Annotated in this window: 18 protein-coding genes; 8 read left to right on the plus strand and 10 right to left on the minus strand. The window is 71.7% G+C overall.

Annotated features, from left to right (window positions below):
• Positions 1-606: 606 nt before the first annotated feature.
• Positions 607-1,188 (plus strand): DNA-binding protein, encoded by a 582-nt coding sequence (locus ACLJQZ_RS09300; RefSeq protein ID WP_247054136.1) that lies wholly within the window; start codon positions 607-609, stop codon positions 1,186-1,188.
• A 51-nt stretch (positions 1,189-1,239) separates the two neighbouring features.
• The gene (locus ACLJQZ_RS09305) at positions 1,240-1,896 is read left to right on the plus strand and encodes an RES family NAD+ phosphorylase (protein ID WP_410619631.1); all 657 of its coding nucleotides are present in this window, start codon (positions 1,240-1,242) and stop codon (positions 1,894-1,896) included.
• Between the two features lie 13 nt (positions 1,897-1,909).
• Here ACLJQZ_RS09305 and ACLJQZ_RS09310 read toward each other — a convergent pair whose 3' ends face one another.
• Genes ACLJQZ_RS09310 through ACLJQZ_RS09320 form a run of 3 tightly spaced genes read right to left on the minus strand, consistent with a single transcriptional unit; the run spans position 1,910 to position 5,261 of the window.
• A complete protein-coding gene (locus tag ACLJQZ_RS09310; protein ID WP_247054140.1) occupies positions 1,910-2,242 on the minus strand; it encodes a hypothetical protein in 333 nt (110 codons plus the stop codon).
• Between the two features lie 48 nt (positions 2,243-2,290).
• Positions 2,291-4,246, minus strand: coding sequence for a S9 family peptidase (locus ACLJQZ_RS09315; protein WP_410619632.1), 1,956 nt, complete (start codon positions 4,244-4,246; stop codon positions 2,291-2,293).
• Between the two features lie 52 nt (positions 4,247-4,298).
• Positions 4,299-5,261 carry a TerC family protein gene (locus ACLJQZ_RS09320; RefSeq protein WP_326951225.1) on the minus strand — a complete coding sequence of 321 codons (963 nt, stop codon included), beginning with the start codon at positions 5,259-5,261 and terminating at the stop codon, positions 4,299-4,301.
• Positions 5,262-5,576: 315 nt separating this feature from the next.
• Here ACLJQZ_RS09320 and ACLJQZ_RS09325 point away from each other — a divergent pair, with 315 nt between their 5' ends.
• The 3 genes from ACLJQZ_RS09325 (at position 5,577) to ACLJQZ_RS09335 (ending at position 10,184) form a co-directional block, all read left to right on the plus strand.
• Complete coding sequence (locus ACLJQZ_RS09325; RefSeq protein WP_410619633.1) at positions 5,577-8,438, plus strand: alpha/beta fold hydrolase; 2,862 nt, start codon at positions 5,577-5,579, stop codon at positions 8,436-8,438.
• Positions 8,435-9,367: an ABC transporter permease gene (locus ACLJQZ_RS09330; protein ID WP_326951227.1), complete on the plus strand. Its 933-nt coding sequence runs from the start codon at positions 8,435-8,437 to the stop codon at positions 9,365-9,367. Before ACLJQZ_RS09325 ends, ACLJQZ_RS09330 begins: the two co-directional genes overlap by 4 nt.
• A 61-nt stretch (positions 9,368-9,428) precedes the next feature.
• Positions 9,429-10,184, plus strand: coding sequence for an enoyl-CoA hydratase/isomerase family protein (locus tag ACLJQZ_RS09335; RefSeq protein WP_410619634.1), 756 nt, complete (start codon positions 9,429-9,431; stop codon positions 10,182-10,184).
• Here the strand turns inward: ACLJQZ_RS09335 and ACLJQZ_RS09340 are convergent.
• Positions 10,181-10,684: an SRPBCC family protein gene (locus tag ACLJQZ_RS09340; protein WP_328647188.1), complete on the minus strand. Its 504-nt coding sequence runs from the start codon at positions 10,682-10,684 to the stop codon at positions 10,181-10,183. The genes ACLJQZ_RS09335 and ACLJQZ_RS09340 overlap by 4 nt on opposite strands.
• A 236-nt stretch (positions 10,685-10,920) precedes the next feature.
• Between ACLJQZ_RS09340 and ACLJQZ_RS09345 the strand changes: the two genes are divergently transcribed.
• Together ACLJQZ_RS09345 and ACLJQZ_RS09350 are read left to right on the plus strand one after the other, a co-directional pair.
• Positions 10,921-12,327 (plus strand): S28 family serine protease, encoded by a 1,407-nt coding sequence (locus tag ACLJQZ_RS09345; RefSeq protein WP_410619635.1) that lies wholly within the window; start codon positions 10,921-10,923, stop codon positions 12,325-12,327.
• 79 nt (positions 12,328-12,406) lie between these two features.
• Positions 12,407-12,796 carry a VOC family protein gene (locus ACLJQZ_RS09350; RefSeq protein ID WP_410619636.1) on the plus strand — a complete coding sequence of 130 codons (390 nt, stop codon included), beginning with the start codon at positions 12,407-12,409 and terminating at the stop codon, positions 12,794-12,796.
• Between the two features lies 1 nt (position 12,797).
• On the opposite strand, the gene ACLJQZ_RS09355 is transcribed toward ACLJQZ_RS09350, so the two are convergent.
• From ACLJQZ_RS09355 to ACLJQZ_RS09380, 6 genes are all read right to left on the minus strand, one after another.
• The gene (locus ACLJQZ_RS09355; RefSeq protein WP_410619637.1) at positions 12,798-13,145 is read right to left on the minus strand and encodes an MmcQ/YjbR family DNA-binding protein; all 348 of its coding nucleotides are present in this window, start codon (positions 13,143-13,145) and stop codon (positions 12,798-12,800) included.
• Positions 13,142-13,540: a type II toxin-antitoxin system VapC family toxin gene (locus tag ACLJQZ_RS09360; protein ID WP_410619638.1), complete on the minus strand. Its 399-nt coding sequence runs from the start codon at positions 13,538-13,540 to the stop codon at positions 13,142-13,144. Before ACLJQZ_RS09360 ends, ACLJQZ_RS09355 begins: the two co-directional genes overlap by 4 nt.
• Positions 13,537-13,809 (minus strand): type II toxin-antitoxin system VapB family antitoxin, encoded by a 273-nt coding sequence (locus ACLJQZ_RS09365; protein WP_326951232.1) that lies wholly within the window; start codon positions 13,807-13,809, stop codon positions 13,537-13,539. Before ACLJQZ_RS09365 ends, ACLJQZ_RS09360 begins: the two co-directional genes overlap by 4 nt.
• 91 nt (positions 13,810-13,900) lie before the next feature.
• Entirely contained in the window at positions 13,901-16,057 is a 2,157-nt protein-coding gene (gene uvrB / locus ACLJQZ_RS09370) for an excinuclease ABC subunit UvrB (protein ID WP_410619639.1), read from the minus strand.
• Positions 16,058-16,103: 46 nt separating this feature from the next.
• On the minus strand, positions 16,104-16,715 hold the full coding sequence (locus tag ACLJQZ_RS09375) for a carboxymuconolactone decarboxylase family protein (RefSeq protein ID WP_410619640.1): 612 nt from the start codon (positions 16,713-16,715) through the stop codon (positions 16,104-16,106).
• Between the two features lie 11 nt (positions 16,716-16,726).
• Positions 16,727-18,298 (minus strand): DUF5685 family protein, encoded by a 1,572-nt coding sequence (locus ACLJQZ_RS09380; protein ID WP_410619641.1) that lies wholly within the window; start codon positions 18,296-18,298, stop codon positions 16,727-16,729.
• Between the two features lie 117 nt (positions 18,299-18,415).
• On the opposite strand from ACLJQZ_RS09380, the gene ACLJQZ_RS09385 reads away from it, so the two are divergent.
• Positions 18,416-18,931: a DUF402 domain-containing protein gene (locus ACLJQZ_RS09385; protein WP_410619642.1), complete on the plus strand. Its 516-nt coding sequence runs from the start codon at positions 18,416-18,418 to the stop codon at positions 18,929-18,931.
• Positions 18,932-18,977: the final 46 nt, after the last annotated feature.

Consider the following 18,977-nt stretch of genomic DNA (forward strand, 5'->3'; position numbering starts at 1 on the left):
CGGCTCGCGCGCTCGGCGAGATCAGCGCACGCACCCAGACGGTCGGCGCACGCACCCAGCGGGTCGGCTCACGACCCAGACGGTCGGCTCATGTACCCAGACGGTCGGCTCGCGTACCTGGAGCGTCGGCCCGCGTACCTGGACGGTCGGCTCGCGTACCTGGAGCGTCGGGTCGCGTACCCGCACGGTCGGCTCGCGTGCCTGGAGGGTCGGGTCGCGTAGCCGGAGGCGCGGGAGTTGCGGGGGCGACTCGCGTGCGGCTCAGCTGGACCGGGGACAGACGTGCCTGGGGGGCCGGCTCGTGCCAGGCCCCCCAGGCACGCCCCACCCCCTGTGTCCCCCATGACCGGCGCCAACCCGCCGGATCCTGTGAGCACGGAGCGGAAATCGTTTACTCACACGGAACGTAAGACGGCGAAGGCGGAGTGTCAAGCGAAGGGGCGGCTGGACAACCTCGCCCGATGCGGGCACACTTTCCGGAAGTTGCCTACTCAACGTGTTGATTGATGTGCGTAAAGTGTCGATCTCTGGTGAATTCGCCCACAGATAGGGCACGAACCCGCACGAACCCGCACAGCCGCGCTGTTTCGGGTTAACCTGAGCGGCATGTCTGTAGCGCTGGAGAACATCCTCGCCAAGGCGGGTCTGAAGGTCGACGCGAACGAGTTCCTCACGCTCGTCGAAGATGCCGCGCGCAGGCTGTCCCCACCGAATCCCGATCCCTCGCACTACTTCTCGGCCGATCAGCGCGCCGCGCTCACCGATGTCGGCCTGGATCTCTCGCCGCGGCGGGAAGAGGAACCGGACTTCCGGGCGCGCACCGTCGCCGCCCACGCCGTGCTCGCCGAAGGCGCCCTGAGCGTCAACGAAGCGGCCAAGACCCTCGGGGTCGACGACAGCCGCATCCGGCACCGCCTCAAGGAAGGCCGGTTGACCGGCTGGAAGGACAGCGGCTGGCGGCTCCCGGCGTGGCAGTTCGCCGGCTCGGGTGTGCTGCCCGGTCTCGAGGTCGTGCTCAAAGCCCTGCCCGAGGACCAGCCCGCGCTCGTCGTCGCCGCGTTCATGAGCACCCCCCAACCCGATCTGGTGATCAACGACCACCCGGCGACCCCGCGCCAGTGGCTCCTCTCGGGTGGTGACCCGGAGCACGTCGCGCGCCTCATCGCCACGCTCGGCTCGCCGTTCTAGGCTGGACCTCCCCGAGCAAGATCACCGACAAGGACGGACCACCCCCGACCCATGGCCCGGCTACCGCTGCCGCCCGCCCGATCCGTCCTGGTCCGGCAGCTGAATCGCGCCAGTGACGTGGTGACGGTCCAGCCCGCGACCAGGCTGGTGCGGATCTTCACGGCGCACGGCAACCACCTCCAGCAGTGGAACTCGTTCCGCTACACCGGCCCGCTACCGCACGGCCGGTTCGACCAGCAGTCGCCCGGCCGCGGCGGCGCGCCGGTCACCGACCCCGCCAACGGGGTGCTCTACTTCGGCCTCACCGTGCGCACGTCGATCGCCGAGGTCTACCAGACCAGCTCGACGGTCGACCGCCGCACCCGCGGCCCCCGGCTGGTCGTGGTCCGCCCGACCCGCACGCTGCGCCTGCTCGACCTGACCGGTCTGTGGCCGACCCGCGTCGGCGCGTCGCAGGAGATCTCCAGCGGGCCGAAGAAACTGACGCAGGCCTGGGCCCGGGCGATCCGCGCGGCCTTCAGCGACCTCGACGGCCTCTGGTACCGCTCCTCGATGGACTCCGGCGACCCCGCGATCTGCCTGTGGGACCCGCCGGCCGGCGCGGCCCTGCCGATCGCGCCGGACGTCCTGCTGCCCCTCGACCACCCCGGCCTGGACGTCCCGCTCGGCCGAGTCTGCGAAGAGCTGAACTACACGCTGCTGAACTGAGCGCCGGGCCCGCTCAGCCGAGCGTGCCCCGCGGGCAGACGAACCCGACGATCTCCGAGGCGATCAGCCCGGCCTGCTCGGCCGGGTCGGCGTCGAGGATCGCGCGCGTCTCCGCCTCCGACGTCCGGAAGAACGCCACCCCGGTCACCGGCAGCGCGGCCGACGGCTCCGGGATCGCCCCGGCGAGCCGCAGCGACCCGGCCGCCTGCTGCTGCCGGGCGGCCGCGAGGTGGCGGGCCCGCAGTTCACGAGCCATCTCCTCGGAGATCTCGTCGGCGCGGGGTCCCTTGCGGAACAGCACCATGCGCCAGGTCTCCAGCTCGAAGTCCACCTCGGGCAGCGTCATGGGTACGAAGATTCGCAGGCGGCCGCGGCCGGGACAAGACCGGTGCGGTTACAGGTGCCGCGCCCACCACTCGAGGATCGCGTCGAACCGCTGAACCCGGTGGCGCGGCCGGCCGGAGCGGGACAGTTCGTGGCCTTCGCCGGGGAACAGCAGGAACTCCGCGTCCGCGCCGGCGCGCCGCAGCGCGACGAACATCCGCTGCGCCTGCTCCAGCGGGCAGCGCCAGTCCTGCTCCGAGTGCACCACCGCGAACGGGATGCGGATCTTGTCCGCGTAGCTGAGCGGGCTGCGGTCGCGCTGCACCTCGGGGTCGGCGCCGATGTAGGAGTCGACGAACGTGTAGCCGATGTCGGAGCTGCCGGCCATCGAGTCCCACGCGTTGACCGCGCGCTCGCTCCACGCGGCGCGGAACCGCTCGCCGTGGTGGGAAGCCAGCCAGCTCGTCATGAACCCGCCGTAGGAGCCGCCCATGATCCCGACGCGCGAGGCGTCCAGGTCCGGGCGCTCCAGCGCCTTGTCGAGCAGGGCCAGGACGTCGTCGGCGTCGACCGTGCCGAAGGCGTGCGTGATCGCGTGGCCGTGCTGCTGGCCGTAGCCCGCCGAACCGCGCGGGTTGCCGAGCACCACGGCGTACCCGGCGGACGCGAACACCTGCGCCTCGTCGAACACCGCCCAGTCCTGCTGGGCGAACGGGCCGCCGTGCACCACGCGCAGCACCGGGTGCGGGCCGTCGCCCTCGGGCAGCACCAGCCAGCCGTGCACCGGGTAGCCGTCCGGCGCTGTCGTCTCCAGCTCGACGACCTGCCGGAGTCCCTTGTCCCGCAACGGCTTCGAGTAGTCGGTCAGCACGCGCGGGGCGTCCGCGCCGAGCAGCACGACGTCACCGGAGGACTCCGGCGTCGCGACGACCGCCGCGATCACCGGACCGTCCACAGTAAACGATCGCAGCACGGTGCGGTCCGCGTAGACCACCGGCAGGTCGGTCAGCGGCGCGTCCACGGCGTCGACCGGGACCGCGCGCAGCTCGACCGCGCCGCGGTTGCGGACGGCCACGAGCACGTCGCCCTCGCGCGGCGCCGGCGGCCCGGCGGACGCCTCGCAGTCGACCGTCTCGATCTCGGTGAGACGGCGGGCCTTCACCGGCCCGGCGCCGAACTCCGGCGTCGCGGCGTAAAGCCCGGTCGCCGCGGCTTCGCGGTGGTCCTCGAAGGACTGTCCGAAGTAGAACAACGTGCCACCGGGGCCGAACACCGGGCGCTCCGAGTAGCCCTCGCCGCGCACGAGGACCTCGGGTTCGCCGCCCCCGGCGGAGATCGCGCAGATGTCGCGCACGTCGCTCTCGGCCGCGTCCCAGTCCGGCGGCGCGGTGAAGACGATCCGGCTGCCGTCCGGTGTCCACGCCGGCTGGGCCGGTTCGAACTCGCCCGAGGTCAGCGGTTCCGGGTCCAGCTCGGCGCCCGCTTCGAAGGCCGCCACGGCGTCGACGGCGAACAGGCGCTGCACGCGGTCGCGAAGGAAGCCGATGTCGTCGATCCGGTAGTCCATGCGCGTGATCCGGCGCGGGGCCTCGGCCGCCGGCTCCGGCGTCTCGCCGTCGGTGTCTTCGGTTCCGTAGCGCCCGGCCTCGGGCACCCGCGCGACGAAGGCAACGCGCCGCGAGTCCGGGGCCCACACCGGCTCGCCGGCGCCGAGGTGCAGCGACGTGAGGCGCTGGGCCTCACCGCCGGCGGCGGGCATCAGGTGCAGCTGCGGGCGCCCGTCGGCACCCTCGCCCGCACCGGCGCGCAGGAACGCCACCCAGCGCCCGTCCGGGGAGATCGACGGCGCCGAGGCGCGCGGACCGTGCGTCCACGCGGACTCGCCGCCGTCGAGCGACACGCGCCGCAGCGCACTGTGCGCGGCGTTCGTCTTCAGGTCGGGGTTCTGGACGGCGGTCAGCAGCAGGTCACCGCGCAGGGCGGGACGGCCGGGGACGACGAGGCTTTCGATGTCGGCAGGGCGCACCCGTCCGACGGTACCCGAATCCCTTAGCGGTGCGAACGACTTTCGTCGGTCGTCACGCGGTCACCTGTTTGCGCTCGTCACGCCGCGCCTTCGCGAGGCTCGTCACCGTCGTGACGGTGAGGACGACGATGATCACGCCGAGGGAGATCCAGTTGTTGATGTCCAGCCAGTCCGGCACCACGTGGTACTCGTGCAGCGCGTGCAGGAACAGCTTCGCGCCGATGAACGCGAGGATCACCGCGAGGCCGTAGGTCAGGTAGACCAGCTTCGTCACCAGGCCGCCGAGCAGGAAGTACAGCTGCCGCAGGCCCATCAGCGCGAACGCGTTGGCGGTGAAGACGAGGAACGCCTCCTGCGTGATGCCGAAGATCGCCGGGATCGAGTCGACGGCGAACAGCAGGTCCGCGGAGCCGATGGCCACGATCACCAGCAGCATCGGCGTGATCATCCGCTTGCCGTTGATCTTCACGGTGTACTTGTGGTCGTGGTAGTCGTCGGTGACCGGGGCGATCTTGCGCACCTGCCGGGTCACGGCGTTCTCGTGGTACTCCTCGTCCTCGCCCTTGCCGCGCAGCATGCTGATCGCGGTCCAGACCAGGATCGCGCCGAAGAGGAAGAACACCCAGACGAACTGCTCGATCAACGCCGCGCCGACGGCGATGAACACACTGCGCATCGCCAGCGCCAGCAGGATCCCGACCAGCAGCACGCGGTGCTGGTGGATGGCGGGCACCTTGAACGACGCCATGATGATCATGAAGATGAACAGGTTGTCGACGCTCAGCGAGTACTCGGTGATGTACCCGGTGAAGAACTCGACACCCGGGTCGTGCCCGGCGAAGAACCACACGCCGGCGCCGAAGAGCACCGCGCACGACACGTAGAAGACCACCCAGCGCGCGGCTTCACCCGTGGTGACCGCGTGCGGCTTGTGATCGACGATGACCAGGTCGAGCGCGATGAGCGCGAGCAGGCCACCGATCGTGGCGATCCACAGCCACAGGGGGACAGTCATGGAACCAAAACCTCCGGATAGCGCGCATGAGCAACTAACCGGAGGTCTCTTCCGCCGGTGCGAACACCGGCCGACGGTGCCGGGGGCGCAAGGCCACCGTGCTGACGACACCGCCGCGAAGGAATACTCCCCTCACAGCGCGTCCAGTTTGCCGGTTCTCCCCGCCCGAGCGCCAGCCGGAATCGCGCACGTCACCAGGTTGGTCCTGTAATTCCGGTCACTTCGGTCCACCAGGTGGTCCCGAGCATGTGATCAGCGTGTGATCGACGTGAGTTGCGGAGGGCACTCTCAGGAAACTTCACATACGGTCACCCCGTGCCCCGACTCCCGCTCCCGCGCTCCCGCCGCGGCCGCCTCACCGCGCTCGGCGCCGTCGTGGTGGTCCTGGCCGCCGCGACCGTCCTCTGGGCGACGCGCGACACGGCCCCGCCCGCGGTGCCCACCCAGGACGCGCTGATCGACATGCCCGCCGCGCCGGGTTCGGCCGACCAGGTCAAGATCGACACGACCACCTACCTGCCCGCCACCGTGCCCGCGCCCGCGGTGCTGCTCGCGCACGGCTTCGGCGGCGACAAGACCAGCGTCGCCGACGACGCCCGCGAACTCGCCCGCAAGGGCTTCGTCGTGATGACGTGGTCCGCGCGCGGGTTCGGCAAGAGCACCGGCAAGATCGGGCTGAACGACCCGGACGGCGAAGTCGCCGACGCGAGCCGGCTGATCGACCGGCTCGTCGCGCAGCACCAGGTGACGACCGACCCCAACGGCGACCCGAAGATCGCCGTCACCGGCGCGTCCTACGGCGGCGCGCTGTCGCTGCTGCTGGCCGGCACGGACAAGCGCGTCGACGCGATCGCGCCGGTGATCACCTACAACGACCTCGGGCAGGCCCTCGTCCCGAACGCCGCCGCCCCGAAGGCACCGGCGGCGGGCACCCCGGCCGCCGGGGCGTTCGCGACCGACGGCGTGTTCAAGAAGAGCTGGGCCGGCATCTTCTTCTCCGCCGGCTCCGGTCCCGCCTCGAGCGGTGCGCCGTCGGCCGACGCGCCCGAAGCCGGGCAGGCGACCGACGCGGGGGCGACCGGCGCCGCCGGGGCCACAGCCGCCGTCCCGGCTGCGCCTTCGGGCGGGGGCGGGCCCCGCGCCGGGTCGGCCGACCCGTGCGGCCGGTTCACGGCCGCCGTCTGCAAGGCCTACACCGAGCTGGGCACCACCGGCGCGTCGAGCCAGGCGAGCCTCGACCTGCTGCGCCGCGTCTCCCCGGTGTCCGTGACGAGCAGGATCACCGTGCCGACGATGCTGGTGCAGGGCGAGAGCGACACCCTGTTCGGCCTCGACCAGGCCGACGCGACCGCCCGGCAGATCACCGCGGCGGGCGGCAAGGTCAAGACCGTCTGGTACACCGGCGGCCACGACGGCGGGAAGCCCGGGCCGCAGCTGCGCGGGAAGATCGGCGACTTCCTCTGGACCGCCGTCACCGGCGGCGACCCCGGCACCGGGTTCAGCTACGACGTCCAGGGCACGTTGCGCGCCAACGGAACGCCGTCGGTGCGCACGGTCAACGCCGCCGCCTACCCCGGCCTGACCGGCCCGGCCACCGAGCGGCGGCTGCTGCCGATGTCCGGCCCGGTCCAGCCGGTCGTGCGCCCGGCCGGGGCGAACCCCTCGGCGGTGAGCGGGATCCCCGGGCTCAACGGCCTCGCGAGCAGCACGTCGCGGCTCGGCGCGCTGTTCAGCAACGACCCGCCCGGCCAGGCCGCGCAGTTCACCACCGCGCCGGTCGACGGGCAGATCGTCGTCAGCGGCGCCGCCACCGTGCGGCTGCAGGTCGCCGCGGACCCGGCGCAACCGCAGCCGGAAGCCGTGCTGTTCGCGAAGCTCTACGACGTCGGCCAGGACGGCTCGCGGGTGCTGCCGGCCAACGCGATCGCCCCGTTCCGGGTGAGCGGGCTGCCCGCCAACGGCAACCCGGTCGAGGTCACCGTGACGCTGCCGGGCATCGTCCGGCCGATCGAGGGCGGGCACTCGCTGCGCCTGGTCGTCGGCACCACCGACCAGGCGTTCGCCGCCCCGGCCGCGCCCGCGGTGTTCCGCGTCGCGCTCGCCGGCGGCGGCACCGCGCTGGCCCTGCCGGTCGTGCCCGGGACGTCGGTCGGCACCCCGGCCCCGGTCGGGCAGATCGTCGGCATCGCCGTCACCCTGGCGATCGCCCTCGCCGCCGTGCTGTTCGCGGCGCTGCGCCGGCGCCGGGCGACCGACGTCGACCCGGAGCTGGCCACCACGCCGCTGGTCATCGAAGGCCTGCGCAAGACGTACGCGGGTGGGTTCGTCGCCGTGAACGACCTGTCGTTCCGCGTCGAGCCGGGCCAGGTGCTGGGCTTGCTCGGGCCGAACGGCGCGGGCAAGACCACCACGCTGCGGATGCTGATGGGCCTGATCACGCCCACCGAAGGCAGCATCCGCGTGTTCGGCCACAAGATCACCGCCGGCGCGCCGGTGCTCTCGCGCATCGGCTCGTTCGTCGAGGGATCCGGCTTCCTGCCGCACCTGTCCGGCCGTGAGAACCTCCGGTTGTACTGGGCGAGCACCGGGCGGCCTGCGGAGAAGGCGCACTTCGGCGAGGCGCTGGAGATCGCCGGGCTCGGCACCGCCGTCGACCGCCGGGTGCGGACCTACAGCCAGGGCATGCGGCAGCGGCTGGCGATCGCCCAGGCGATGCTCGGCCTGCCGGAGCTCATGGTGCTCGACGAGCCGACCAACGGGCTCGACCCGCCCCAGATCCACCAGATGCGCGAGGTGCTGCAGCGCTACGCCGTGACCGGGCGCACCGTGGTGGTGTCCAGCCACCTGCTGGCCGAGGTCGAGCAGACCTGCACGCACGTCGTGGTCATGCACCGCGGCGCGCTGGTCGCCTCGGGTGAGGTCGGCGAGCTGGCCGCGGCCGGCGGCGAGGCGACGTTCCGGGTCGACGACCCGGCCGCGGCCGCCGCGGCGCTGAAGGCGATCGCCGGGGTCGGCTCGGTCGACGTCGAAGGCGACCTGGTGCACGCCGACCTCGACGGGCTGCCGCGCGCCGAAGCGGTCGCGGCCCTGGTCCGCGCCGGGGTCGCCGTGGAGCAGGCCGGGCCGCGGCGCCGGCTGGAAGACGCGTTCCTGCAACTGGTGGGAGACCAGTCGTGAACAGCTCCAACTCAGGGGTCCACACGGACCCGCACGCGCTGGACGAGCTGAGCGACCTCGCCTCGAGCGAACACGCCGGGGTCGGGCCGGACGGCGCCGTCGCGGGCTACTCCGCGCGGCGGACGCTGGGGCTCGGCGTCGAGCTGCGGCGTCAGCTCAAGCGGCGGCGGACGCAGCTGCTGCTCGGGTTCGTCGCGATCCTGCCGTTCATCCTGGTGATCGCGTTCGAGGCGGGGCAGTCGAACCCGAACCGGCGCAGCGGCGGGTTCGTCGACCTGGCCACGGCCAGCGCGCCGAACTTCGTGGTGCTGGCGCTGTTCGTGTCGGGCACGTTCCTGCTGCCGATGATCGTCGCGTTGTTCTTCGGCGACACCATCGCGAGCGAGGCGTCCTGGTCGAGCCTGAAGTACCTGCTGGCGATCCCGGTGCCGCGGCACCGGGTGCTGCGCCAGAAGGCGATCGTGTCCGGGCTGCTGTCGGCGGCGGCGCTGATCCTGCTGCCGCTGGTCTCGCTCGGGGTCGGCGTCATCTGGTACGGCGCGGGCGACGCGATCAGCCCGACCGGCGACGCGGTGTCCTTCGGCGACAGCCTGCTCGCCATCGCACTGTCCACTGTGTACATCATCCTGCAGCTGGCCTGGGTGGCCGGGCTCGCGCTCGCACTGAGCGTGACGACCGACGCCCCGCTCGGCGCGGTCGGCGGCGCGGTGCTGGTGGCGATCCTGTCGCAGATCCTCGACCAGATCACGGCGCTGGAAGGCCTGCGCAACTACCTGCCGACACACTACGGGTTCTCCTGGATGGACCTGATCTCCACCGACGTCGACTGGACGAACCTGGCCAGCGGCCTGCTGTCGGCGACGATCTACGGCGCGGTGTTCTTCCTCTACGCGGGCCGCCGGTTCGCCACGAAGGACATCACCAGCTGAGGCGGCCCGGCCGGGCGGTTTCCGCTCGGCCGGGGCCGTCCCGGCGCGGTACGGTCGGGCCGTGCCGATCACCCTGGAGAGCCAGTCCGACGTCGCCGTGCTCCGGATCGACCACGGCAAGGGCAACACCCTCGACACCGATTCCTGCTGGGACCTCGTGCTGCGGCTGGAAGAAGCCGGCGCGGCCCGCGCGGTGGTGCTGACCGGTACCGGCGGCATCTTCTCCGCCGGCGCCGACCTCAAGCGCATCAGCGACGGTGGCGCCGCGTACGTGTCCGAGTTCCTGCCGCTGCTGTCGGACGCGCTGCTGGCGGTGTTCGGCTTCCCGCGTCCGGTCGTCGCGGCGCTCAACGGCCACGCGATCGCCGGCGGCGCGGTCCTCGCCGCGGCGTGCGACCACCGCGTGCTCACCACCGGACCCGGCCGGATCGGCGTCACCGAGCTGCTCGTCGGGCTGCCGTTCCCGCTCGCCGCGCTGGAGATCCTCCGCTGCGCGTACGGCACGACACCGCTGCCGTCGCTGACCTACTCGGGCGCGACCGTCGGCGGCGAGGACGCGCTGACCCGCGGCCTGGCCGACGAGCTCGCGCCGCCGGAGGAGGTCCTCGAGCGGGCCGTCGCGATCGCGACCCGGCTCGGCGACCTGCCCGCCGAGCCGTTCGCACACACCAAGGCCCAGATCCGGCAGCCCTACCACGAGCGGATCGCGGAGTACCGCCACGCCGACGACCCGCGGATCGAGCGGATGTGGCGGGCGCCCGAGGCGCTCGGCGCCGTCAAGTCCTACGTGGACAAGGTGCTGGACAGCCGCGCTTAGACCGCGCGGACGCCGGACTCGGCGAGGGACTTGATGCCCTCGACCGTCCGCTGCATGTTGTCGTGCAGCTCGCCCAGGCGCATCGCGACGATCTCTTCTTCGTGCTCGGGCATCGAGCCGATGATGGTCGTCAGGTTGGACGGGCCCGGGCCGATCTGGGCCCACTGGCGCAGGATGGTGCCCTCGCCGTCCGGGACCAGCTGGAACTTCCACGACGCGGCCGGGTCGGCCACGTCCATCACGGCCCACGCGAACAGCCGTCCGGGCTCGAAACCGGTGATGGTCGAGACCGTCTCCCACTCCCCCGCGACCGGGTGGGAGTTGCGGCCGCGGAACTGGGCGCCGAGGCCGGGCGCGCTGCCTTCGACCCAGCCGCCGCCCTGGAACTCGGTGGAGAAGCGGGCCGGCAGGTCGACGTCCAGCAGCCAGTGCCAGACCTCGGCCGGCGACGCCTCGATGCGGACCTCGACCTGGGTGGTCGGGCAGTCGGAAACCTTCATGGCGGACCCCTCGCTCGATGCCGGTGCCTTCTGGATCCGGACGGTAACGTGGCGCCGATCACCCGGACAACTTGCACAATGCGCGCGACTGCGCAGCGGCGAGGACGCCACCCGGGAGCCGCGGTACCCGCCGAAAGTCGGTTTCCGGCGAAGGGTGCGCCCGGTCAGCCGATTGCCCACCCCGGCCGGTTCTGTGAGGGTCCCACGCAGTGGTCCGAAGCCGGGGAAGGTGCTTCATGCGCAGACTGTTCACCGCCTGTTCGGCGGCCGTGCTGGCACTGGCCGCTCTGGCGGGCCTCGCGCCGTCGGCCGACGCGGCGACCGACATCGAAGCGGCCCTGCGGGGCATCCCCGGCCTGACCATCGTCAAGGAGGACCCGGCGCCGGCGGGGTTCCGGTTCTTCGAGCTGACCTTCACCCAGCCCGCCGACCACCGCCACCCCGGCGCGGGCACGTTCCAGCAGCGGTTCACCTTGCTGCACCGCGACATCGCCGCCCCGACGGTCGCCTTCACCAGCGGCTACAACGTCAGCACCGCGCCGAACCGGTCGGAGCCGACGCAGATCGTGAACGGCAACCAGCTTTCGATGGAGTACCGCTACTTCACGCCGTCACGGCCACAGCCGGAGAACTGGGCGCAGCAGCTGACGATCTGGCAGGCCGCCGCCGACGAGCACCGCGCGGTCCAGGCGTTCAAGGCGATCTACCCGGGCAAGTGGCTGGCCACCGGCGGCAGCAAGGGCGGCATGACCGCGACGTACTTCCGGCGCTTCTTCCCCGACGACGTCGACGGCACGGTCCCCTACGTCGCGCCCAACGACGTCATCGACCCGATCGACGTCTACAACAGGTTCCTTTCGCGCGTCGGCAACGACCCCGGCTGCCGCGACGCACTCAAGGCCATCCAGCGCGACGCGCTGAAACGGCGTGACGAGCTCGGTGCGATCGCCGCGGTGGACGCGGCGAAGCGGGGGCTGACGTTCTCGATCGTCGGCTCGGCCGACAAGTCCCTCGAGATCTCGGTGATCGACTCGTACTTCGCGTTCTGGCAGTACCAGACGCAGGCGGACTGCGCGACGGTGCCGAAGCCCGGCGCGCCCGCGGCCGACGTCTACGCCTGGTACGAGAAGGTGGAGAGCCTCAACACCTACTCCGACCAGGACCTCTCGCCCTACATCCCGTACTACTACCAGGCCGCGGTCCAGCTGGGCGCGCCCGAGGCGTACGACGGCTACCTGCGCGACCTGTTGCGCTACCCGGGCGCCGACCAGCCGAAGACGTTCGTGCCGAGCTCGGTCCGCCTGCCCCGGTTCGACTACCTGGCCATGCCGGACGTCGACTTCTGGGTGAAGTCGCGCGGCACGCGGCTGCTGTTCGTCTACGGCTCGAACGACCCGTGGGGCGCCGAGCCGTTCGAACTCGGCTTCGGCAGCCGGGACTCGTACCGCTACTACGTCCCGGGCGGCAACCACGGCTCGAGGATCGCCCAGCTGCCCGCGGCCGACGCCGCCGCGGCGACCGCGACGGTCCGGCGCTGGGCCGGGCTGCCCCCGGCCGCGTCGGCCTTGAGCGCCCGGAGCGCGCCGGCCGGCTTCCCGGAGTTCGACGCCGATCTCACCCTGTCGGGGCACCCGCGGCTCTGACCTCCCTGAACGACCTCCCGAAACCGGGCCGGCAGGCGTAGTCTCGCGGCACCTGCCGGCCCGGCCTGAGGAGGCGAGCATGCCTCGTCCGATCCACTTCGAGATCCACGCGGCCGACCCCGAGCGCGCGGTGGCGTTCTACACCGCGGTGTTCGGCTGGAAGTTCGAACGCTGGGGCGAGGTCCCGTACTGGATGATCACCACCGGCGACGGCGAGGGCATCGACGGCGGCCTGGTGCCGCGGCAGGGCCCGCCGCCCGCGGATTCGGGGCCGGTACACGGTTTCGTGAACACGATCGACGTCGCCGACGTCGACCACACCCTCGGCGAAGTGGCACGGGCGGGCGGGACGCTTGCGCTCGCGAAGCAGCCCGTCCCGGGTGTCGGGTGGCTGGCGTACTGCAAGGACACCGAGGGCAACATCTTCGGGATGCTGCAGGCGGACGAGGACGCGCCGGTGCCGGACTGAGTCAGGGCCGCTTGGCGCGGGGCAGTTTCTTCACGATGGCCTCGTAGGAGGCGTCGAGGAGTTCTTCCAGCTCGGCGTCGGACACCCCGGCGCCGAGCCGGACGCGGTTCCAGCCGTACCGGCCGAGGTAGTCCATCACGGACACGGCGTCGGGATGGCGCTCACGCAGTTCGGCCGCTTCTTCCCTGGTGGCCCCGCATTTGACGGCGACACTGCCGGGCTCCTCCTGGCCGATGAAGGCGAACCCCTTGCCGCCGACCTTCGCGACGAGCACGTGGTCACCGAACGGGTAGGTCTCCTCGGCGCCCGGCAACCCCAGGCAGTACGCGACCACGGCTTCGATGTTCACGACCCGAGCTTCACCAGCTCGAGATCGGTCTGCGGGAAGTCATCGCCGATGCAGAGCAACGGTTCCCGAGCGATCTTGGCGGTGGCATAGCTGTAGCAGTCGCCCATGTTCAGCTTGGCCGGGTGATGTCCCTTCCCGTACTGCTTGAACGCTTCGATCGCCACCTCCGCGTGTTCATCGGTGAAGGGTGCGGTCGCGATGTGGTTGTCCTGGAGGAACCTGGCGAGCACCAGCTGGCCCCGCGCGCCGAGCCTCGTGGTGAGCACGATGCCGACCTCGACGAGGGTCGGCGCGCCGATCCTGGCCGAGTCCGCCTCCGCGAGGCGCTCCTCGAGTCGTTCGTGATCCGGTTCCTGGCGCAGGATCGCCACAATGGCCGAGCTGTCGATGATCACACGCCACCCGGCCCGAACCCGAGAATCTCTTCCCACTCGTCCTTCGGGATCGGCTTCCCGAGCTCCTCGGGCGGGATCAACGGCCAGATCTCCTCTTCCAGTACTCGCCGCATCCGCTTCAGCCGCAGTTCGGTGTTGTCCCGCGCCATGAGCTGGTCACGGCGCAGTCGCAGGGCTTCGCGGACGGCACCGGTCTTGGTGTCACCCGTCAGTGCGGCGACCTCGGCGGCCAAACGCTCGGCCTCCGGGTCCTTGATGTTCATCGCCATGGTGGAAGCGTACCAACTGGGGTGTAATACTCGATCGAGCGATCACTGTTCGCCCCATGCGACAACCGCCCCCTGCTGGTGTCGTGTCCGGCTACTTGATGCCGGCGGCGTCCATGCCACGCAGCTCCTTCTTCAGGTCCTGGACCTCGTCGCGCAGGCGGGCCGCCAGCTCGAACTGCAGGTCACGGGCCGCCTGCATCATCTGGTCGGTCATCTGCTGGATCAGGTCCGCGAGCTGGGCCCGCGGCATCGCCGAGACGTCCTTGTCCACCAGCATCCCGGAGCTGCGCACCCGGTCGCCCTGTTCCGGCTTCTTGCCGCGCGAGGAGTTGCGGCCCGAGCCGCCGACCGAGACCTGCTCGGTGTCCTCCGCCTCGCTGTAGACCCGGTCGAGGATGTCGGCGATCTTCTTCCGCAGCGGCTGCGGGTCGACGCCGCGCTCCACGTTGTAGGCGACCTGCTTCTCGCGGCGGCGGTCGGTCTCGTCGATCGCGTGCCGCATGGAGTCGGTGATCTTGTCGGCGTACATGTGCACTTCGCCCGACACGTTGCGCGCCGCGCGGCCGATCGTCTGGATCAGCGACGTCCCGCTGCGCAGGAAGCCTTCCTTGTCCGCGTCGAGGATCGCCACCAGCGACACCTCCGGCAGGTCGAGGCCCTCCCGCAGCAGGTTGATGCCGACCAGCACGTCGAAGTCGCCCGCGCGCAGCTGCCGCAGCAGCTCCACCCGGCGCAGCGTGTCCACCTCGGAGTGCAGGTACCGCACCCGGATGCCCAGCTCCAGCAGGTAGTCCGTGAGGTCCTCGGACATCTTCTTCGTCAGCGTGGTGACCAGGACGCGCTCGTCCTTCTCCGCGCGCTCCCGGATCTCGTGCACCAGGTCGTCGATCTGGCCCTCGGTGGGCTTCACGACCACCTTCGGGTCGACCAGGCCGGTCGGCCGGATCACCTGCTCGACGAACTCGCCGCCCGCCTGGCCCATCTCGAACGGCCCCGGCGTCGCCGACAGGTACACCGTCTGCCCGATCCGGTCGGAGAACTCCTCCCAGGTCAGCGGCCGGTTGTCGACGGCGCTCGGCAGCCGGAAGCCGTACTCGACCAGGTTGCGCTTGCGGGACATGTCGCCTTCGTACATCCCGCCGATCTGCGGGACGGTCTGGTGCGACTCGTCGATGACCAGCAGGAAGTCTTCCGGGAAGTAGTCGATCAGCGTCGCCGGCGCGGTGCCCGCGCCGCGGCCGTCGATGTGCCGCGAGTAGTTCTCGATGCCGGAGCAGAACCCGACCTGCCGCATCATCTCGATGTCGTAGGACGTGCGCATCCGCAGCCGCTGCGCTTCCAGCAGCTTGCCCTGCTTCTCCAGCTCCGCCAGGCGATCCTCGAGCTCCTGCTCGATGCCCTTGATCGCCTTCTCCATGCGTTCCGGGCCGGCGACGTAGTGCGTCGCGGGGAAGATCCGGACCTCGTCGACCTCCTTGACGATGTCGCCGGTCAGCGGGTGCAGGTAGTACAGCTTCTCGATCTCGTCGCCGAAGAACTCGACGCGGATCGCGAGCTCCTCGTACGCCGGGATGATCTCGACCGTGTCGCCGCGCGCGCGGAACGTGCCGCGCGCGAACGCGATGTCGTTGCGCGTGTACTGCACGTCGACCAGCGCGCGCAGGAAGACGTCCCGGTCGAGCCGCTCGCCGATCTTCAGCTTCGAGGACCGGTCGAGGTAGGACTGCGGGGTGCCCAGGCCGTAGATGCAGGACACGCTCGCGACCACGATGACGTCCCGCCGGGACAGCAGGTTCATCGTCGCCGAGTGCCGCAGCCGCTCGACGTCGTCGTTGATCGACGAGTCCTTCTCGATGTAGGTGTCCGTCTGCGCGATGTACGCCTCGGGCTGGTAGTAGTCGTAGTAGCTGACGAAGTACTCGACCGCGTTGTGCGGGAACAGCTCGCGCAGCTCGTTCGCCAGCTGCGCGGCGAGGGTCTTGTTCGGCGCCATCACCAGTGCCGGCCGTTGCACGCGCTCGATCAGCCACGCTGTCGTCGCCGACTTGCCGGTACCGGTGGCGCCCAGGAGCACGACGTCCTTCTCGCCGGCGTTGACGCGCCGTTCGAGCTCGTCGATGGCCGCCGGCTGGTCACCGGCGGGCTGGTAGTCGCTGACGACCTCGAACCGGCCGCCTTCCCGGGGGATCTCCGAGACGGGCCGGAAGTCGGACTGCGCCAGCACGGGGTGTTCGGTTGCGAAAGACACGTCGACCAGAGTAAGCCTCGGCACCGACAATTTCCGTCGGTCCTGGTCAGCGGGGTCGGAACACCGTCGCGAAAGCCACTTCGCCGCCCGCCACCACGCAGTGCACGACGGCGCCCGGCGCGGGCCCGGGGCTGAAGCACGAGACCAGCACCCGGTCGGGGCCGGTCGCCTGGACCTCGGTGCGCGGGAACTCCGCGAGCACCTCGGCGACCTCGGCGCCCGGCGCTTCCAGGTACCCCAGGACGACCTCGCGGGCCGACGGCGGCGGCGGGATCGGCAGGCCGTGGCCTTCGAAGAGCCGGTTCAGCTGGTCGGCCGCGGAAACCGCGCGGGGGAAGCCGGCGAACGCGGCCGTCTGGACCACGATCTCGCCCACCTCGGCCGGCGACAGCCCGGCCGCCAGGCCGGTGCGGAGGTGCACGCTCAGCGGCGGCCCGACCATCCCCGCCGCGATGATCGCGGCGAGGGTGGCGGCTTCGCGCGTGCGGGCGTCGAGGGCCGGGCGCTCGTGGAGGTGGCCGTAGACCGTGCCGACGGCCAGCTCACCGAGCGCCGGGACGGTGGCGAACAGGGCGCCGAGCCGGGCTTCGCCGCCCTCGACCAGCGCCGCGAAGGTGGCGCGGCCGCGGTCGTGCAGCTGGTCCATCGGCTCGGTCATCACGGTTCCCCTCAGCAGTTGCAGTCACAACAGGAACAGCAGTCGCAGCAGTCACAATCGCAGTCACAGCCACCGCAGTCGCCGGTCGCCGCCGGTTTCCCGCTCCACGGCCCGGGATAGGGATCGCGGCAGCAGAACTGGCAGGTACAGCACATGTAGGAGGCTACGGCGCAGCCGAAGAAGAAGTTGCGCTTCTTCGGGGGCACGACGAACTTCGGGACCCAGAGGCCGCCGCCCTTGCCGTCGAGCGGCTCGGGTTCCGGGCCGTCGGGACCGTCCGGCCCGCCGGGACCTCCAGGGCCGCCAGGTCCACCCGGGCCGCCGGGGCCGCCTGGGCCGCCCGGACCGCCTGGGCCGTTGGCTCCGCCCGGGCCACCGGGTCCGCCCGGACCCCAGGGACCGCCGGGTCCGGCAGGACCACCTGGGCCGCCGGGGTTTCCCGGCCAACCCGGGCCACCTGGGTGTCCTGGCCGGCCGGGACCGCTCGGACCACCTCCCCACTGCGGACCACCAGGCGACGGCGGCTGGTGCGGATGCTGCTGAGGACGCGGCCCGGGCCCGATCCAGCCCGGCGGCGGTTGCTGCCCGGCGTCACCGCCCGACCAAAGGTCGCGGCCGTCGGTGAGCAGCAGGCCCCGCCCGCCGGGACCGGACGAATCGCCACCGTCCGCGGCACCGCCGTTGCCGTTGCCGTGCCCGTGCGCGTGACCACCGCTGTGGTCGTGCGCCGAGCCGTGGCCGAAGGCGCGGCGGACCGCCTGGCGCAGCTCGTGCACCAGCAGCGCGTGCACCAGCGCCGGTTGTGCGAACTCCGCCTCCCGCAACGCCAGCTCGACGCCCAGCACCGCGTCGTCGCACAGCCGGCGGGCCTCCACGAGGTCCGTTCCGGTGGCCAGCAACGGGTTCCACGCCCCCGCCGCCGCGTCCGCCGCCTGGTCCTCGACCGCGTCCAGCAGGTGTGCCGCGCGGCCGAACAGGCGGCCCGCCTCGGCCAGGGGCGCCACGTTGCCCGGCCGTCCGGCCAGCTCCGCCGTGCGGGCGAACGCCGCCGACGTGGCCAGTTCCGCGGGCTCGGTCGCCAGCAGCGCCGAGTCGCCCGGGCGCATCGCCCGCTCCAGCTCGCCCTGGCGGTCGACGGCCTCGGTCAGCACCGTCGTGTCGAACCCGACGCGGCCGCCCGTGCGGCTGCCCTGCTTCGCCCAGCGGGACGCGACGCGGCGGGCGGCCGCCGCCACCGGGCGCCTGCCGAACGCGCCGTCGCGGTCCTCGACGTGGTCGCCGACCTTCGCCGCCGCCAGCACCAGCGACACCGCCGCGGCCAGCTGGGCGCCTTCGCCGCGGGCCACCGACGTCGAGCGCATGCCGCGCAGCGGGCACGGACCCGCGTCGCGCCGCCCGTCCGCGCGCGGCGTCTGGGCTTCGACCAGGACCGAGATGATCAGCCCGTCGTAGTTGGTGACGACGCGCGCGAGCTGGCCGTGCTCGTCGCGCAGCGTGAGACAGAGCCCGCACAGGTGCGCGACCCAGTCCGCGTGCAACGAATCGGACAGCCGGTGCCGGCACGGCCTGATGATCCCGAACATCCCCAGTCCCCTCGGTTCCCCCGGTCGTCGGCGCACCTTAGCCCGAACGTGTGGCTCGCACCGCCGCCGTTCGCGATTCGTGACCGGGTTCCGCTCGGTTGCGGGCAGGATGGGGCCATGACGGGACTGCACCCGCCCAAGGTCGAAATCTTCGACCCGGCAGCGCGCACGAACATCGACCCGAAGGGCATCAGCCGGGAGGTCGAGGAGTTCCGCGAGGAGCCGTTCGGCCTGTACCTCGCCCGCCCGGCGCCGGGCCGTGCCCAGTTCCACTACCTCGAGTCGTGGCTGCTGCCGGAGCTCGGCCTGCGCGTCACCGACTTCTGGTTCTCCCCCGGCCACGAGCGTGACCAGGACTTCTACCTGGACATCGTCCGTGTGAACCGCGACGGCCCCCGCTGGATCGCCACCGACCTCTACGTCGACATCGTGCTGAAGGACAAGCTCTCCCTGCGCACCATCGACACCGACGAGCTGTTGGAAGCCCGCACCGCGGGCCTCGTCACGGCGGATGAAGCCGAGGCCGCGCTGGAGACCACCTACGCGGCCATCGAGGGCCTGGCCTCGCACGGCTACGACCTCGCCGCCTGGCTGGCCACGAAGGACATCGCCCTGACCTGGCGCCGCCACTGAGCTGCCGTCATCCAGGTCGAGCACCTCCACGAGCGGTACGGGAGAA

Origin of the sequence: Amycolatopsis sp. cmx-8-4, assembly GCF_046548675.1 — a bacterium.
In the GTDB taxonomy this organism is placed as follows: domain Bacteria; phylum Actinomycetota; class Actinomycetes; order Mycobacteriales; family Pseudonocardiaceae; genus Amycolatopsis.

Bases quoted from the DNA above. Each gene is read 5' to 3' on its own strand.
- ACLJQZ_RS09345 (WP_410619635.1), top strand. From the start codon at position 10,921: ATGCGCAGACTGTTCACCGCCTGTTCGGCGGCCGTGCTGGCACTGGCC.
- ACLJQZ_RS09380 (WP_410619641.1), bottom strand. From the start codon at position 18,298: ATGTTCGGGATCATCAGGCCGTGCCGGCACCGGCTGTCCGATTCGTTG.
- ACLJQZ_RS09300 (WP_247054136.1), top strand. From the start codon at position 607: ATGTCTGTAGCGCTGGAGAACATCCTCGCCAAGGCGGGTCTGAAGGTC.
- ACLJQZ_RS09375 (WP_410619640.1), bottom strand. From the start codon at position 16,715: ATGACCGAGCCGATGGACCAGCTGCACGACCGCGGCCGCGCCACCTTC.
- ACLJQZ_RS09305 (WP_410619631.1), top strand. From the start codon at position 1,240: ATGGCCCGGCTACCGCTGCCGCCCGCCCGATCCGTCCTGGTCCGGCAG.
- ACLJQZ_RS09385 (WP_410619642.1), top strand. From the start codon at position 18,416: ATGACGGGACTGCACCCGCCCAAGGTCGAAATCTTCGACCCGGCAGCG.
- ACLJQZ_RS09310 (WP_247054140.1), bottom strand. From the start codon at position 2,242: ATGACGCTGCCCGAGGTGGACTTCGAGCTGGAGACCTGGCGCATGGTG.
- ACLJQZ_RS09350 (WP_410619636.1), top strand. From the start codon at position 12,407: ATGCCTCGTCCGATCCACTTCGAGATCCACGCGGCCGACCCCGAGCGC.
- ACLJQZ_RS09365 (WP_326951232.1), bottom strand. From the start codon at position 13,809: ATGGCGATGAACATCAAGGACCCGGAGGCCGAGCGTTTGGCCGCCGAG.
- ACLJQZ_RS09340 (WP_328647188.1), bottom strand. From the start codon at position 10,684: ATGAAGGTTTCCGACTGCCCGACCACCCAGGTCGAGGTCCGCATCGAG.
- ACLJQZ_RS09320 (WP_326951225.1), bottom strand. From the start codon at position 5,261: ATGACTGTCCCCCTGTGGCTGTGGATCGCCACGATCGGTGGCCTGCTC.